This is a genomic window from Saccharospirillum impatiens DSM 12546, assembly GCF_000423605.1.
Classification (GTDB): Bacteria; Pseudomonadota; Gammaproteobacteria; order Pseudomonadales; family Natronospirillaceae; genus Saccharospirillum; species Saccharospirillum impatiens.
The window spans coordinates 40556-54744 of record NZ_AUIH01000003.1; the positions used below are offsets into that span (position 1 = coordinate 40556).

A 14189-nucleotide genomic window follows, 5' to 3' on the forward strand; every position below is an offset into this window, starting at 1 on the left:
AAGCTTCAGGCACGCTAGCAGCTTGCAGGGCGTTGAGGGAATATTAGTGGCGGAACTGAGACCGATTTAGCACTTTAAATCGGTCAACACTTTGTAAAGAGGAGATTACAGAAGGTCTAAAAGGTATTGATGACGCCTGCGAAACACAGGCGCCATCGCTCGTCATTCAAAACCGGCAGGACGTTCGCATGGGTTCAATGACATCGCTGAAGCCTGTCATGTCAAACTCAGCGGTGATGGCAGAGTAGTTATAGGGTGTGGTTCGAAACACCAGAGTTGCATTACCGGCCTTTACTTCAGCCTCGAGTTGATTGACGAGGTCGACTTTGGAAAATCCTGATTCAACACCGGAAAAAATGGTCCGCTCCCGAAAACGATCGGTCTGCCAGGTACCAGTGACCGACCCACCCTGGCCTATCCGGGTGGTAACCTCCGGCGAGGTACTGGGCAGAAACTCACCCCAGTTGAGGACCAGTTGATAATCACCCGGCCGGGTCGAATCGCAGGTAAGTTCCATCTCGATCGGGTTTCGACGACGGTTAAGCCCACGGTCCGATCGCAGAAAGACAGCGTGTTCGGTCTGACCGGTAATGGGGTCAGAAGTCGACTCATAGTCAAATTTCCCAATGTCTCTCGACACACTTTCTGCACTGGGCAGCGCCTGCTCCGCATCGTCGTAACATTGATAGCGCTGTGTCTGTTCCGCCACTGAGCGACACGCCTGAATGGCTTCTGTAATGGATTCAGCCTGGCTGACAGGAGCGGTCATCATGCCACCCGCAACCAGGCCAACAATGAGGGCAGATTTGCACGGATACGATACACCAACGGTCATGTCTGCGTGGTACTCCTGTTCATACGCATGATAGAACGGTTCATAAAACCGGACTTGGGCGGCCGTGCTCAGACCTGGCAACCACCGCCGCAACCCAAAGCCGGTCAACATGATTGCTTGCCATCATGCCCGACCGCTGTTGAAAGCGAAACCGTGCCTTAACCCGGCATCACATTAAACGCCTGCAAACCGCGCTGACGCTGACGCCCCTGACGATGCGACTCATTGAGACACGACTCGACAAATCCAAGGTGTGCCTGCGAGGCTCGCTGGGCCGACTCGGCATCCCCCTCAAGAATAGCCTCGAGTAGGCATTTGTGCTGTGCCAACAGTCGGTCAGCGGTGTCGCCCTGCCCGGCAATCTGAAACACACTCTCGGCAATCGAGGTCGCCAAAACCCGAAACAGCGCCTTCATACTATGCAGCAGCACGGTGTTATGGCTGGCTTCAGCGATGGCCAAATGAAAATCAGCATCGGCCCGGGCCTGCTCTTCAGCGTTGCCCGCCGCATGGCTTCGCTCCAACTCAATCACACAGGCCTGCAATCGTTGTCGGTCTGAGTGGGTCAGGCGCAGGGCAGCGTACCAGGCCGCCATACCTTCCAGTGCGTTCCGGTACTCAAGAATGTCGTACTGATAGTCCTTATCGTTACTGAGCAGGGCCAATAACGGATCACTGAATCCGTCGCCCAGGTGCTGACACACCCGATGCCCACCACCCTGACGAGTTTCCAGCCAGCCACGGGCTGCCAGTGTGGTCAGCGCCTGGCGCAAGGTCGGGCGGGATACGCCCAAACGAACCGCCAGTTCACGCTCAGGTGGTAACTGACTCCCTACCGGATACTGCCCCTCGGTAATGGCTTTCTCGACGACACGGGCGACCTGGTCCGACATTCGCTCTGCTTTCATGGCACACCTCCAGATACAACACCCGCCAGGGCAACAAGACCGATTGACAGCCATCGCGACTGCGCCTATTCTCAACGAAAACAATTGGTAAATTGGTATTACCAATTTATCTGGCATCGTACTCCATACCGGACCAGCGATGCAACCGTGCACGCTCATTTCAGTCGAGGTTCCCATGTCACAGCCTGTCATTCTCTACCCAAACAAGCCGGAAAAGGTGTACTTGTTTGGCACCTGCCTGGTCGACTTGTTCTACCCGGAAGCCGGGCTCGCCGGTGTCGACCTGCTGGAGCGGGAAGGCATTGAGGTTATTTACCCTCAGGATCAAACCTGCTGCGGGCAGCCCGCCTACACCTCGGGGCGCAGTGATGAAGCACGGGCGGTGGCAAAAACTCAACTGGATCTGTTTCCCGAAGACTGGCCGGTCGTCGTGCCCTCTGGCTCCTGTGCCGGCATGATGCGACATCAGTACCCCAAGTTGTTTGAGGGCACCGAAGACGCCGATCGCGCGCTCAAACTCGCCAGGCGGGTCTGGGATCTGGCGGACTTTCTGGTCAATGTGTGTCAGATCCAACTGACCGATACCGGAGAACCGACGACCATTGCCTTGCATACCTCCTGTTCATCGCGCCGCGAGATGGGCGTCGCAGACAGCGGTCCGGCCCTGCTTCGCCAATTGAACAATGTCACCCTGGTGGAGCCTGCAAAGGTCGCCGAATGTTGCGGTTTCGGGGGTTCCTTCGCTGTCCGGCACGCCGATATCTCAGGCGCCATGGCGACTGACAAAGTCGCCGCTTTGACACAAACCGGTTGCGACCGTTTTCTCAGCACCGACTGCGGATGCCTGATGAATCTTGCCGGCGTTGCCAAAAAACAAAAAATGGCCCTGCCCGGAGAGCACCTGCTGAGCTTTCTCTGGCACCGCTCCCAGCCAAACCGGGAGGCCTGATCGATGCCTCAGACCTTACAACAGAGCCACAACAGCGCCATCAACTTTCAACCCCAGGTAAAGTCTGCCCTGGCCAATACTCAGCTGCGCGGTAACTTCGACCGCGCCATGACCGGGCTAATGCACAAACGCACGATGGCCTTTGCCGACTGGGACCTGGAGGCTCTGCGCGACCTGGGCCAGGCCATTCGACAACAGTCGCTGCGACAACTTCCCGACTTGCTTGAGCAGTTGGAACGCCAGTGCCAGGCAAATGGCATCCAGGTGCATTGGGCACGCGATGGCGACGAAGCCTGTCAGGTGGTCACCGAGATCTGCCAGCAGCGCCAGGCTAAAACGGTGATCAAGGGTAAGTCGATGGTCACTGAAGAGATGGAGTTGAACGCTCATCTGGAACAACGCGGCTATACCGTGCTCGAATCGGATCTCGGTGAATACATTGTGCAAATGGCCAAAGAAACGCCGTCGCACATTATTATGCCGGCAATCCACAAGAACACCGCTGAAATTGCCGAACTGATGCACACCATGACCGGTGTCGAACAACGCGAAGACGCCCATTACCTGACCGACCAGGCCCGACAGCAACTGCGTGAAAAATTCATGCAAGCCGATGTAGGCATTTCAGGTGTGAATTTCGCCGTCGCTGACAGCGGTACCCTTTGCCTGGTCGAGAACGAGGGGAATGGTCGTCTGACCACCACCACACCGCCCTGTCACATCGCCGTAACCGGCATCGAGAAAGTTGTTCCCAGCCTGACCGATGTGGCTCCGTTGCTGAGCTTGCTCACCCGATCAGCCACCGGTCAGTCCATCACCACCTACGTCAACATGATCAGCCGCCCGCGCCAGCCAGATGAAAAAGACGGACCGGAAGCGGTGCATCTGGTCCTGGTCGACAATGGCCGCTCCGACATCTATCAGGATGAAGAACTGGCCGAGACCCTGCAGTGCATTCGCTGCGGCGCTTGCATGAACCATTGCCCGGTCTATACCCGCATTGGAGGCCATGCCTACGGTACAACCTACCCGGGCCCCATCGGTCAGGTATTGATGCCGCAACTGCTGGGGCTTGAGCAAACGCCGGACTTCGCCAGCGCCTCCTCCCTGTGCGGCTCTTGCGGTGAGGTGTGCCCGGTGCGGATTCCGCTACCCAGCCTGCTGCTGCGCCTGCGCCGCGAAGCCGTCGACGGAGACCGGACGCGAGCCTCCACGGTTCCCGGTCATGGTAGCAAGCGCTCAAACCTGGAATCGCTAATCTGGGCTGTCTGGCGACTGGTGCATCGCCGCCCCGGGCTGTATCGACTGACTACCCGACTGGCCAGCCAACTAAGGGCACTCAGCCCCAAACGACTCGGCGGCTGGACCCGCTATCGCAGCGCCCCGAAACTGGCAAAAACGACCCTGCACAGCGCCATGAATAACCGCTCAAAGAGGCAACAACCATGACTTCCTCTGCCCGTCAGACCATTTTAAGCCGCCTGCGTGAGCGCACGTCTCAACCGGCCAGTCAGCCGCCCGACTTCCGTGTCATGAACACGCGCCGCTGGTCGCTTGAAGACGGCATTGAGCGCTTCATCGCTCAACAAGCCTCGGTTCACGGCGACGTGCAACGAGTGCATGAGCCCGACCTGGCAACAGCGGTGTTATCGCGGTTACATCAGGCAGGCGCTCACCGGGTCCTGATTGCTCCCAGCCAAGGGCTGCGTGATGCCCTGGTAACCCGTGCACAAAACATCGACTTTCAGGGTTACGACCAGAAAGTGGAAGCTTGGCAAAGCGAGCTGTTTCACCAAACCGATGCCGCCATAACGAGCTGCCATGCAGGGCTCGCCGACACCGGATCCCTGGTAGTGATCCCCAGCCCCGAAGAGCCCAGGCTAATGACCCTGGCACCGCCGCTGCATATCGCCATTTTGCCGGTCAGCCGACTGTTCAGCAGCTGGTACCAACTGATCACAGAGGAGGACTGGACAGGCCCCATGCCAACCAATACCCTGCTGATCTCCGGGCCGTCCAAGACGGCGGACATCGAGCAAACACTGGTCTATGGGGCTCACGGCCCCAAAGCGTTAACGGTTTTCCTGGTCGATGGGATCTGACAAACGGCTAATCATGAAGGAGCATCGGCCGATACATTTCTAAATTGCTTTTGGCCAGACTGCTCAGGAACCCGATGTCTATGCGCAACAATCAACCAGTCACTGATCGTGAATATGTCCTGGCGGACGACCAACAACTGATCTCATCAACGGACCGAAAAGGCCGTATACAACATTGCAATCAGGCTTTCATTGATGCCAGCGGCTTTTCCCGCGAAGAACTGATCGGACAACCGCATAACCTGATCCGCCACCCAGATATGCCACCTGCTGCCTTCGACAACATGTGGACTTACCTTAAAACGGGCAGCCCCTGGATGGGTCTGGTCAAAAACCGCCGCAAAGACGGTGGGTTTTACTGGGTCAATGCGTATGTAACTCCCATCACCAAAGGTGGCGAAGTTGTCGGGTATGAGTCAGTGAGGGTCAAAGCCGAACGCGAAGACATCGACCGGGCCACGCGCATATATCAACGCATCAATGCAGGCAAATCCGGGATTGCACCACTGCGCCGACTGCGAGATGCAGCCTCAGCCCTGGGGCCCGCAACCATACTCGTCGCGATGTTGATGACTCTGGGGGCTTACAGTGGCCAATGGCTGGCCGCGCTGGCCGGTGCGAGCGCCGTTGTTGTAGCGACTTTCTACGGTCACCGGGTCCGGAAACAGTCTCTGGCAACCATTGCCGGGAAACTGGAAGGACGATTCAACGACACCCTGATCGCCAGCACCTATTCCGATGCCTCACTGACCCTGGCTCGGGTAGAGCTTGCTGCCAGCGTAACCAGTGCTCACCTGAACACGGTGCTGACCCGCATTGATGATGCTGCTCGCCAGGTGTTTCAGCAGTCGCAGAAGGCCCATGATCTGGCGGGCCAGTCCGAACACGCAATTGATGAGTTGCAAAGCGAAACAACCCAGATCGCGGCAGCCATTAACGAAATGACGGCCACCATCCACGAAGTTTCGGGCAATGTTCAGGTAACAGCCAATGAAGCCGATACCGCTCACGATTTGGCAGAGAAAGGCACCCGTACCGTTCAGCAAACGCGCGATGAAATCCAGCAACTGGCTGAGGCTGTGCAATCGATTGGCGCTACAGTCAGTGAAGTGGTCGCCCAGACCGATTCGATCTCCAAGGCGGCAGAACTGATTCAGAGCGTCACCGATCAAACTAACTTGCTGGCGCTGAACGCCGCGATTGAAGCGGCCCGGGCCGGAGAACACGGTCGGGGTTTTGCTGTCGTGGCGGATGAAGTGCGCTCGCTGGCCGTGCGCACGACGGAAACGACTCAGCAGATTCAGAACATAATCGACAACCTGAAATCAAAAACCGGCGAAGCCGAAGCTGCAGCCGAAGCGGGTAGAACCATTGCTGAACAAGGTGTCGCCAGAGTCGAAGAAGCTGACCAGGCCCTGCATGAGATCGCCAGTGCAGTCAGCCGTATTACCGAAATGACGCACCAAATGGCTACTTCCATAGAGGAACAAAGCCAGGTTTCCGAAGAAATCAACCAGCAACTGACCCGCATCAGCGGCCTGGCGGATCACAGCCTCGACCAGGCCCACAGCTCGGTTTCTGGCGCCCAGGCCATGAATGACTTGTCTAACGAGTTGCATGAGCTGGTTGAATTGTTTCGTCCGTGAACGTCAGTCGAAGACCCCGTTGTAGCTGACACCCCACACCAGAAACACCCGATTCAGCGCGCCCGTATCCCGCACCAGCGGACTGCGGGCAGCGTCGCCCTGGTACTGACTGACAGACGCAAGCCAAATAGTCGACCAGCGCTGCGTATGCTGATAGGACGCAATCAGGCTGAGACTCAGATCCTTCAACCCTGCCGCCGGCTGATAAGCACTTACACCGGTATCGGGTGTTGCCTGTACCCCGAAAAAAGTGCCCATGTGCGCCTCCGTTCCCCACTGACTGCCCAGTGCGCCAATCAGCGTTAATTGCGGTGTGACCGAACTGACCCAACCGACCGATGGCGCAAAGACACCGGTTTCGTGTCCGCCTGGAAACGTGGTGACCAGGTCAGCCGACAGGGTGAACACACCGGGCAATGGCACCCCAATAACCTGCCAGGGCACCCCTGAACCGATAGAGAGACCCACCTCTGCAGACGCCGGAATATCTGGCTGTTGTCGATAGGAGCCGGGTAACTCACGGCTTTCCCGACCGCCTGAATACCGCACCAGTGGTCCCAGGGTAAGAGCCCGCGAAGGCACCAGATCAGCAGCCAGACCGGGACCCCGGGTAGCTAACCGGTAGCCTTCATACTCGATTGAAAAACTGGGCGCTGGCAGAGCTCTCCAGCCCTGACCAAGCGACTGCTCGCTGGCGGTCACTCCAAGTCCCAGACTGAATTTATTGTCAGCCAGACCCTTGCCGGTGACGCCTGTACACACCAAAACACACAACACCTTTGCGACCAAGCGCATTAAAAACCGCTTCCTTTTCACACCATTGAGAGGTCCGGACTGACCTCACCAGGTGAAAGACGCTGCGTCCTACCTGGCTATCGTCCGGTCAGATACTTCAGGTTCAATAACCTACCCCACCCGCCTTGACGGGCCGGTTTACTACCAATACGCAATTACGCGGGTTTTGTACCAGTATGTCTAAGATATCCTGACCGGTGATCAAATCGGCTATTGGGTTTCGTGCGCACTGGCCGATAACGTATCATGCTAATGGTTCCCGGACACTCGGGCACAATGACGGTTCTGAGAGGTTTTTATGAGCAGTAAGGCAAAACACGCCCAAAAGTTACTCCTGTTTACACTGACGGGCCGTCAGACCTTTGCCATAGGCACCCTGAAAGTGCGGGAAATCATTCCGACCGCCAAGCTTACCAAAATGCCTCAGGACCACCCTTCCGTATTGGGGGTCACAACCATTCGAGGTAAAACCATCCCGGTGATCGACATGGCCTACGCCGTTGGCTACCAGCCTCTGTCTGCCGAAGAAATTGCCTCTGCATCCATCATCATTACCGATTGTCAGCGTCGTGAAGTTGGTTTTCTGGTACGAAAAATTGAACGCATTGTCGACACCAACTGGCGAGACATTAAAACGCCCCCGTCCATGTTGGGTAAAAATGCCTTTTTAACAGGCCTGTTGATGGACGAAAAACAGACCATTCAGTTACTCGATGTCGAACTGCTGCTGTCAATCGTCTACCCGGCTCCGGCCGACAAAAAATTTACCGTACTGACCGACGTTCAGCGTGAAAAGCTCAAACCGCTGAACATTTTACTGGTAGACGACTCTCACGTGGCAAGGCGACAATTGTCCGATGCCCTCGATAACCTGAACATCAGCTACCAGGTCACCAATAATGGCATGGAAGCGCTGGAAATACTCAAAACTGAAGCAGGCAAAGGCCACCCGATTGACCTGCTGGTCAGCGACATCGAAATGCCCGGCCTCGACGGCTACGAACTCGCGTTCAACATTCGCGACAACGCTGACCTCGCCGGTGCCTACATTATTTTGCATACCTCCCTGAACAGCGAAATGAGCGTCAGCTATGCCACTCAGGTTGGCGCCAACGAGGCTCTGACAAAATTCGATGCCGAAGAGCTGGTGATGGCCATGCTCAGAGGCGCTGAATCGGTTCAAACCGCCTAATTCTCACACCGACAGTTGGCAAGAGCAGACATTTCCACCATACTGTATATATAAACAGTATATTGAGAGGTCGCTATGTCGGTACAAGTGCTCGGTCGCTGCGAAACAGGCCCGCAATTGAACCTGCCACTGTTTGTGGAAGGCCAGTCAGTCGACGACGAAGAAGGACTGGATCACGATATTCCCGGTATTGACCTGGCCAGCCTGTGCATTCGCAACCCGCAGACCAGCATACTGGTAGCCGTGCACAGCATGGCCATGGCTGAAGCAGGCATTATTGCTGGCGACACCCTGATCGTCGACCGCAGCGCCCAGGCGAGCCAGGGCGACATCATCCTGGCAGGTTACAACGGTGAGCTTATGGTGCGGGAGCTGCAACTGACCCCAAGCCCAAGATTACTGCCGCGCCACCCAGACTTTGACACCCTCGTGGTTCCCGAAAACGAGACCCTGAGCCTAATTGGTAAGGTCAGCCACATTATTCGGTCGTTATAACCCGGCGACCCGGCAACAACAATTGTAAGCAGGTGCGATATCGACTAATATTTCCTCAGCGACAGATACTGCCTGTTAGCCACTTATCTGAACTGTTGAACCCTGTACAACTGATTAATAGCCAACATTCCTGTTCGATAGATATCTGATGAGCCCGATACTGCACTGCCAATGAATGACAGCGAATGCCTTCACAAGAGGGTTCGCTGTTAAAAGATGTTTGTGATCCCGCACATCTAAAAAACTATTGCGTCACATGGCAGTATCTTTAAACGCCCTAATGCAGTATTGATCCAATTTGGCATTGATAACGGATATAGTCGGCCAGTGGTTATATGTAAACCCGGATACCATACGCAAAGCCCACGTAAGTTGAATAAGCATATACTGATGCAGTAAAAAATCAGGATCCGCCAATCCGTTTTGCCTATGCAAGGCGATCGAACCGGGTCCCGAAAGGTGTTAAAGGCGCCACTGCAGATGCATAAGTCAGTGCATTTGGGCCCCGGGATACGAAATTAACCAGCAGGCCTGTTAACGCGAAATGAGCTGTAAATCAGAAGAAGACCCACTGGGGCTGCCCAACTGGAAGCCCCAATAAACTATGACTCTTGATAATAACCGTGAACACTGGAAGCTTATGACACAAACACACTCTGCTGTTCGCATCGACGCCTTAAACATTGATGCTGAAATCCAGAAATACGAATCTGAACTGCAAAACCTGATTCGTTTAAAAGAAAGCGCATTAAAAAAAGAAGCTGGCTTTAACGCCTACATGGAATACCTGGCGACGCTGGAGCGCGAATATGGCATTACCGAAGAGGATTTATTTTCGCGGCGCAGCGTAAAAATTGGCGACTGGATTACCAAAACGCTGGTTCGTCAGAAACAATCGGCTTTGCTAAAACGACTGGCTGGTTTTTTTGAAGAATACGCCAGAAAACAGCCGAAAAAAGTTGTTGGCAAGGGCCGTCCGCAGCCAGCAAAGGCGCTGGAACCCGGTGTTTACCGCCACCCGATGAGCCTTGAAACCGTCGAAAAGAAAACCCGGGCACCCAAACAGCTAAACGCCTGGATACTCGAGCACGGTCTGGAAAAAGTTCAAAGCTGGCGCGTGAGTGAATAAATCGCCAGCCTGGCCCACCTGCCCCGGGGTCGCCTTCCTGACAAACAGGATGATCCGGGGCAAATGCTCATTCTCAGTGGATTTGAGCTAACCTCTTGATATCGATCAAAAAAATTCTAGTCTGTTATTGATAGCCTACCCCTTTTGGCAGTTGCAGGGAGCGCTAACAGGCCACCAACACTGCACACTCAAGAGGCACTGGAATGACGTCGACAGACAGCGATATTGTTTTCCAAAGTTATGGACGCGTTTGCAACAAAGACAGTTTCTTCGTCGATTTTTACGACCACTTCATGAGCAGTTCTGACGCTATTCGTGCGCAATTTGTCGACACCGACATGAAACAACAGCGCCATTTGCTCAGAAACGGCATCATGCAACTGGTGCTGCATTCTCGCGGCATGCCAGACACCAAACTCAAAGCCCTGGGCAAAAGTCATGACCGCTCTGGCTATAACATTAAGCCGGAATGGTATGGCCTCTGGCTGAACGCTCTGATGCGCACACTGAAGAAACACGACCCCCAGTTTTCAGACGAACTGGAAGCCAGTTGGCGCAACGCCATTGAACCCGGCGTCCGCCTGATCAGTGACGCTTACTAATCTGAAGGTACACGGCTCCCATACCCGGTAACTGGTTGAATCCGTTATCTTTTTACCAAAAAAGGCTTGCACTGAACCCCGGTACAGGTATCATACGCCTCGTTCTTCAGGACTATAGCTCAGTTGGTTAGAGCGCACCCCTGATAAGGGTGAGGTCGGCAGTTCAAATCTGCGCCTACAGTTTTGACTATGTGTTCTATAGGACTGTAGCTCAGTTGGTTAGAGCGCTACCTTGACATGGTAGAGGTCCCCAGTTCGAATCTGGGTAGTCCTACCAAATTACAAAACAAAAGAAGCTGCCTTTAGGTGGCTTTTTTTGTTTTGGGACCGGGGCAACCCCGGTCCGAACGGTAAGTTCGACCCGAAAGGCGAGCCCATCCGGGCAGTCCTACCAGATTACATAACGAAAGAAGCCGCCATTGAGCGGCTTCTTTCGTTATGTCAGACGGGAAACCGGCTGCGAACAGTAACGTCGACCTAAAGGGTTCAGTCCCCTCGCGCCCGGCGCACACTGACGGACTCGCCGCCAATTCCCCAGTTATCGGTCTCCACCTCATCAATCACAACCACTGTCGTCGCCGGATTTTTACCCAGCACATCCCGCAGCAGTTCAGTAGCGCCCTGAATGAGTGCCGCTTTCTGCTCAGCCGTCGCACCTTCGCGGGTAATCTTGATGTTTACATAGGGCATTGCGCTTCCTCGGTCAGTCGGTCAGGTATAGCCATTGCTCAATCTGCGTATTGACCGCTGCCTCATGAGACAGGGGTGCCATGTGCCCGCCAGGGGTCTTAACCACTCTCACCCCGGGCAACCAGTGCTGCAGTTGCTGAATCAGGGCACGGGCGCTGGCACGGGTTTGCTCGCCGTGAAGCAATGTCAGCCGACCGGCCAACGGCGACAGGGCGTCAGCAGTGAAGGTTGGGTGCATCAGCGCCTGAAAATCGAGATCAACTTTCTTCACCTGGTGAGTAAAAAGCTGCTGAAGTCGCTCTGGCATCACATCAAATGCGCCAGGGCCGTTCCAATATTCGATGAACCGACGCGCCTGTGACGTTGGATCCGAGGCTGTGGAGGTGTCGTCAAACACATGCAACACCGACTCAAGATCCTGCAAGCCAGCATCACCGGCGTCCAGGATGGAGAAGCACACTGGCTCAAACAGCACCAGCCGCTCTATTCGTTCCGGGTACTTTTGAGCAAAGGCCAGAGCGACTGCAGCACCATAGGAGTGACCAACCAAGCGCAGGGGTCCCCGAATCTGCTCTTGCTCAAGCACTGATTCCAACAAGGCCACTTCCTGCCAAAGCGTAAATGACGACGCACTGTCCAGTGCCGGTAACGGCGTCTCTCCGTAACCGGTCAAGTCCATGGCCAGGCAATGTGCCTGCCCTCGCAGGCGGCGAATCAGATCACGCCACTGCCCTGATGAACTCAGCGAACTGTGTAACATCACCACGGTGGGGCCCTGCCCCACACTCAGAAAACCTGGCACCATGTGAACCCTTGCCCTAGTCAGACTGATTTCAAATGCTCTTTGGCATCCATCATTTCATCGCGCAACGCCGCTGCCTTCTCAAACGCCATGTCCTTGGCAGCACGGTGCATGTCGTCTTCCAGTCGCACGATGACTTTCGACAGTTCAGCCGCCGTCATGGTGGTGTAATCGCGTGCTTCGGCGTCAATGCGCTCCACTTTTTTGCGGTTACGCGCAATCTTGCCTTTGCGACCCGGCGCCACAGCCCCTTCCAGAATATCCTGCACGTCTTTTACCAGCGCCTGAGGGGTAATGCCTTCGGCCAGGTTGTGGGCAATTTGCTTTTCGCGACGACGATCGGTCTCATCAATGGCGCGCTCCATCGAACCGGTCATTCTGTCAGCATACAGAATGGCCTTACCGTTCAGGTTACGGGCAGCCCGGCCAATGGTTTGTATCAGGGAACGCTCACTGCGCAAAAAGCCTTCTTTATCGGCATCCAGAATGGCGACCAGTGAGACTTCAGGCATATCGAGGCCTTCACGCAAAAGGTTAATACCAACCAGAACATCGAACTCGCCCAGTCGCAAATCCCGAATAATTTCCACACGCTCAACGGTGTCGATATCCGAATGCAGATACCTGACCTTAACGCCGTTCTCATTCAGGTAATCGGTCAGGTCTTCAGCCATGCGTTTGGTCAGTGTGGTCACAAGGACTCGTTCGCCCACCGCTACTCGAAGGTGGATTTCATGCAACAAATCATCAACCTGAGTTGTCGCCGGGCGAATCTCGATAACCGGGTCAACCAGTCCGGTGGGTCGAACCAGTTGCTCCACGACCTGCTGAGTATGCGCTTCTTCATACTTGCCAGGGGTCGCTGATACAAAAATGCCCTGGGGTGCCAGTCGTTCCCACTCTTCAAACCGCATCGGCCGGTTATCCAGCGCGGAAGGCAAACGGAAACCATACTCGACCAGCGTCTCCTTGCGCGAACGGTCACCTTTGTACATGGCCCCCAACTGAGGCAACGTCGCGTGAGACTCGTCGATAAACATCAGCGCATCGTCGGGCAGGTACTCATAAAGGGTCGGCGGCGGATCGCCCGGATTTCGACCCGACAAATACCGTGAGTAGTTTTCAATACCGTTGCAGTAACCCAGCTCACGCATCATTTCCAGATCATACTTGGTGCGTTGCTCCAAGCGCTGGGCTTCGACCAGACGGTGGTTCTCTTCAAGCACGCCGAGCCGTTCTTTCAATTCAACATCAATTTTATCGACCGCCGCCAATATGGTTTCGCGGGGTGTCACATAGTGCGTTTTCGGGTACACCGTAAAACGGGTCAGTTTTTGCAAAACTTCACCGGTCAGTGGGTCAAATAAGCTCAGATTTTCCACTTCGTCATCGAACAATTCGATGCGCAATGCCTCCAGCTCCGATTCAGCCGGGAACACATCAATGATATCACCCCTTACCCGGTAGGTGCCGCGACCAAACTCCACGTCATTCCGGCTGTATTGCAATTCGGCCAGTCGGCGCAAAACCTGTCGCTGGTCGACCGCGTCACCGCGTTTCAGGTGCAGAATCATTTTCAGATAGGATTCGGGCGAACCGAGGCCATAGATCGCGGATACGGTGGCGACAATGAGGACATCCCGACGTTCCAGCAAGGCCTTGGTGGCAGAGAGCCGCATCTGTTCAATGTGCTCGTTCACCGACGCGTCTTTATCGATAAAGGTATCGGACGACGGCACATAAGCTTCAGGCTGATAATAGTCGTAATAGGAGACAAAATACTCGACGGCGTTGTCCGGAAAGAACTCCCGAAATTCAGAATACAACTGGGCCGCCAGCGTCTTATTGTGCGCCAGTACAATGGTTGGTCGCTGCACCGACTCAATAACCTTGGCCATGGTATACGTCTTACCAGAACCGGTTACCCCTAGCAGCGTTTGAGCAGTCAGGCCGGCATTCAAACCGGTTACCAACTGATCAATGGCTTTGGGCTGATCCCCCGCTGGTTGATACCTGGAATGAACTTTAAACGGTTTCATGGGCT

The 14189-nt window shown here is 55.0% G+C and carries 14 protein-coding genes and 2 tRNA genes; 10 read left to right on the top strand and 6 right to left on the bottom strand.

The window, feature by feature from the left end; genetic code table 11:
- Nucleotides 1–166: 166 nt before the first annotated feature.
- Nucleotides 167–946, bottom strand: a complete 780-nt coding sequence (locus tag G565_RS0102675; protein ID WP_028669589.1) for a hypothetical protein — start codon at nt 944–946, stop codon at nt 167–169.
- A gap of 47 nt (nt 947–993) precedes the next feature.
- Complete coding sequence (locus G565_RS0102680) at nt 994–1743, bottom strand: FCD domain-containing protein (protein WP_037337371.1); 750 nt, start codon at nt 1741–1743, stop codon at nt 994–996.
- A 175-nt stretch (nt 1744–1918) separates the two neighbouring features.
- On the opposite strand from G565_RS0102680, the gene G565_RS0102685 reads away from it, so the two are divergent.
- The 4 genes from G565_RS0102685 to G565_RS0102700 all read left to right on the top strand — a co-directional run bounded on the left by G565_RS0102685 (nt 1919) and on the right by G565_RS0102700 (nt 6440).
- Complete coding sequence (locus tag G565_RS0102685; RefSeq protein ID WP_084649202.1) at nt 1919–2692, top strand: (Fe-S)-binding protein; 774 nt, start codon at nt 1919–1921, stop codon at nt 2690–2692.
- A 3-nt stretch (nt 2693–2695) separates the two neighbouring features.
- Nucleotides 2696–4141 carry a LutB/LldF family L-lactate oxidation iron-sulfur protein gene (locus tag G565_RS0102690; RefSeq protein WP_028669592.1) on the top strand — a complete coding sequence of 482 codons (1446 nt, stop codon included), beginning with the start codon at nt 2696–2698 and terminating at the stop codon, nt 4139–4141.
- Nucleotides 4138–4794, top strand: a complete 657-nt coding sequence (locus G565_RS0102695; protein WP_028669593.1) for a LutC/YkgG family protein — start codon at nt 4138–4140, stop codon at nt 4792–4794. Before G565_RS0102690 ends, G565_RS0102695 begins: the two co-directional genes overlap by 4 nt.
- 80 nt (nt 4795–4874) lie before the next feature.
- Nucleotides 4875–6440: a methyl-accepting chemotaxis protein gene (locus tag G565_RS0102700; RefSeq protein ID WP_028669594.1), complete on the top strand. Its 1566-nt coding sequence runs from the start codon at nt 4875–4877 to the stop codon at nt 6438–6440.
- Between the two features lie 3 nt (nt 6441–6443).
- On the opposite strand, the gene G565_RS25715 is transcribed toward G565_RS0102700, so the two are convergent.
- Nucleotides 6444–7235, bottom strand: a complete 792-nt coding sequence (locus G565_RS25715; RefSeq protein WP_028669595.1) for a MipA/OmpV family protein — start codon at nt 7233–7235, stop codon at nt 6444–6446.
- Nucleotides 7236–7533: 298 nt separating this feature from the next.
- Between G565_RS25715 and G565_RS0102710 the strand changes: the two genes are divergently transcribed.
- From G565_RS0102710 to G565_RS0102735, 6 genes are all read left to right on the top strand, one after another.
- Complete coding sequence (locus tag G565_RS0102710) at nt 7534–8427, top strand: chemotaxis protein (RefSeq protein ID WP_028669596.1); 894 nt, start codon at nt 7534–7536, stop codon at nt 8425–8427.
- 75 nt (nt 8428–8502) lie between these two features.
- Nucleotides 8503–8922 (top strand): S24 family peptidase, encoded by a 420-nt coding sequence (locus tag G565_RS0102715; RefSeq protein WP_028669597.1) that lies wholly within the window; start codon nt 8503–8505, stop codon nt 8920–8922.
- Nucleotides 8923–9562: 640 nt separating this feature from the next.
- Nucleotides 9563–10051, top strand: a complete 489-nt coding sequence (locus G565_RS22660) for a hypothetical protein (protein ID WP_037337377.1) — start codon at nt 9563–9565, stop codon at nt 10049–10051.
- A 203-nt stretch (nt 10052–10254) separates the two neighbouring features.
- Nucleotides 10255–10653, top strand: a complete 399-nt coding sequence (locus G565_RS0102725) for a globin (RefSeq protein WP_028669598.1) — start codon at nt 10255–10257, stop codon at nt 10651–10653.
- 108 nt (nt 10654–10761) lie between these two features.
- Nucleotides 10762–10839 (top strand) — tRNA-Ile (locus G565_RS0102730).
- 14 nt (nt 10840–10853) lie between these two features.
- Nucleotides 10854–10930, top strand: a tRNA-Val gene (locus G565_RS0102735).
- 209 nt (nt 10931–11139) lie between these two features.
- On the opposite strand, the gene G565_RS0102740 is transcribed toward G565_RS0102735, so the two are convergent.
- Genes G565_RS0102740 through uvrB form a run of 3 tightly spaced genes read right to left on the bottom strand, consistent with a single transcriptional unit; the run spans nt 11140 to nt 14184 of the window.
- Nucleotides 11140–11343: a 2-hydroxymuconate tautomerase family protein gene (locus tag G565_RS0102740; protein ID WP_028669599.1), complete on the bottom strand. Its 204-nt coding sequence runs from the start codon at nt 11341–11343 to the stop codon at nt 11140–11142.
- Nucleotides 11344–11356: 13 nt separating this feature from the next.
- Nucleotides 11357–12148 (bottom strand): alpha/beta fold hydrolase, encoded by a 792-nt coding sequence (locus G565_RS0102745; protein WP_037337380.1) that lies wholly within the window; start codon nt 12146–12148, stop codon nt 11357–11359.
- 17 nt (nt 12149–12165) lie between these two features.
- Nucleotides 12166–14184, bottom strand: coding sequence for an excinuclease ABC subunit UvrB (uvrB, locus tag G565_RS0102750; protein WP_028669601.1), 2019 nt, complete (start codon nt 14182–14184; stop codon nt 12166–12168).
- Nucleotides 14185–14189 lie beyond the last annotated feature (5 nt).

What these genes read in the sequence shown, in the direction of transcription:
- G565_RS0102675 (WP_028669589.1), bottom strand. Translation starts at nt 946, where the DNA reads ATGTTGACCGGCTTTGGGTTGCGGCGGTGGTTGCCAGGTCTGAGCACG.
- G565_RS0102680 (WP_037337371.1), bottom strand. Translation starts at nt 1,743, where the DNA reads ATGAAAGCAGAGCGAATGTCGGACCAGGTCGCCCGTGTCGTCGAGAAA.
- G565_RS0102685 (WP_084649202.1), top strand. Translation starts at nt 1,919, where the DNA reads ATGTCACAGCCTGTCATTCTCTACCCAAACAAGCCGGAAAAGGTGTAC.
- G565_RS0102690 (WP_028669592.1), top strand. Translation starts at nt 2,696, where the DNA reads ATGCCTCAGACCTTACAACAGAGCCACAACAGCGCCATCAACTTTCAA.
- G565_RS0102695 (WP_028669593.1), top strand. Translation starts at nt 4,138, where the DNA reads ATGACTTCCTCTGCCCGTCAGACCATTTTAAGCCGCCTGCGTGAGCGC.
- G565_RS0102700 (WP_028669594.1), top strand. Translation starts at nt 4,875, where the DNA reads ATGCGCAACAATCAACCAGTCACTGATCGTGAATATGTCCTGGCGGAC.
- G565_RS25715 (WP_028669595.1), bottom strand. Translation starts at nt 7,235, where the DNA reads ATGCGCTTGGTCGCAAAGGTGTTGTGTGTTTTGGTGTGTACAGGCGTC.
- G565_RS0102710 (WP_028669596.1), top strand. Translation starts at nt 7,534, where the DNA reads ATGAGCAGTAAGGCAAAACACGCCCAAAAGTTACTCCTGTTTACACTG.
- G565_RS0102715 (WP_028669597.1), top strand. Translation starts at nt 8,503, where the DNA reads ATGTCGGTACAAGTGCTCGGTCGCTGCGAAACAGGCCCGCAATTGAAC.
- G565_RS22660 (WP_037337377.1), top strand. Translation starts at nt 9,563, where the DNA reads ATGACACAAACACACTCTGCTGTTCGCATCGACGCCTTAAACATTGAT.
- G565_RS0102725 (WP_028669598.1), top strand. Translation starts at nt 10,255, where the DNA reads ATGACGTCGACAGACAGCGATATTGTTTTCCAAAGTTATGGACGCGTT.
- G565_RS0102740 (WP_028669599.1), bottom strand. Translation starts at nt 11,343, where the DNA reads ATGCCCTATGTAAACATCAAGATTACCCGCGAAGGTGCGACGGCTGAG.
- G565_RS0102745 (WP_037337380.1), bottom strand. Translation starts at nt 12,148, where the DNA reads ATGGTGCCAGGTTTTCTGAGTGTGGGGCAGGGCCCCACCGTGGTGATG.
- uvrB (WP_028669601.1), bottom strand. Translation starts at nt 14,184, where the DNA reads ATGAAACCGTTTAAAGTTCATTCCAGGTATCAACCAGCGGGGGATCAG.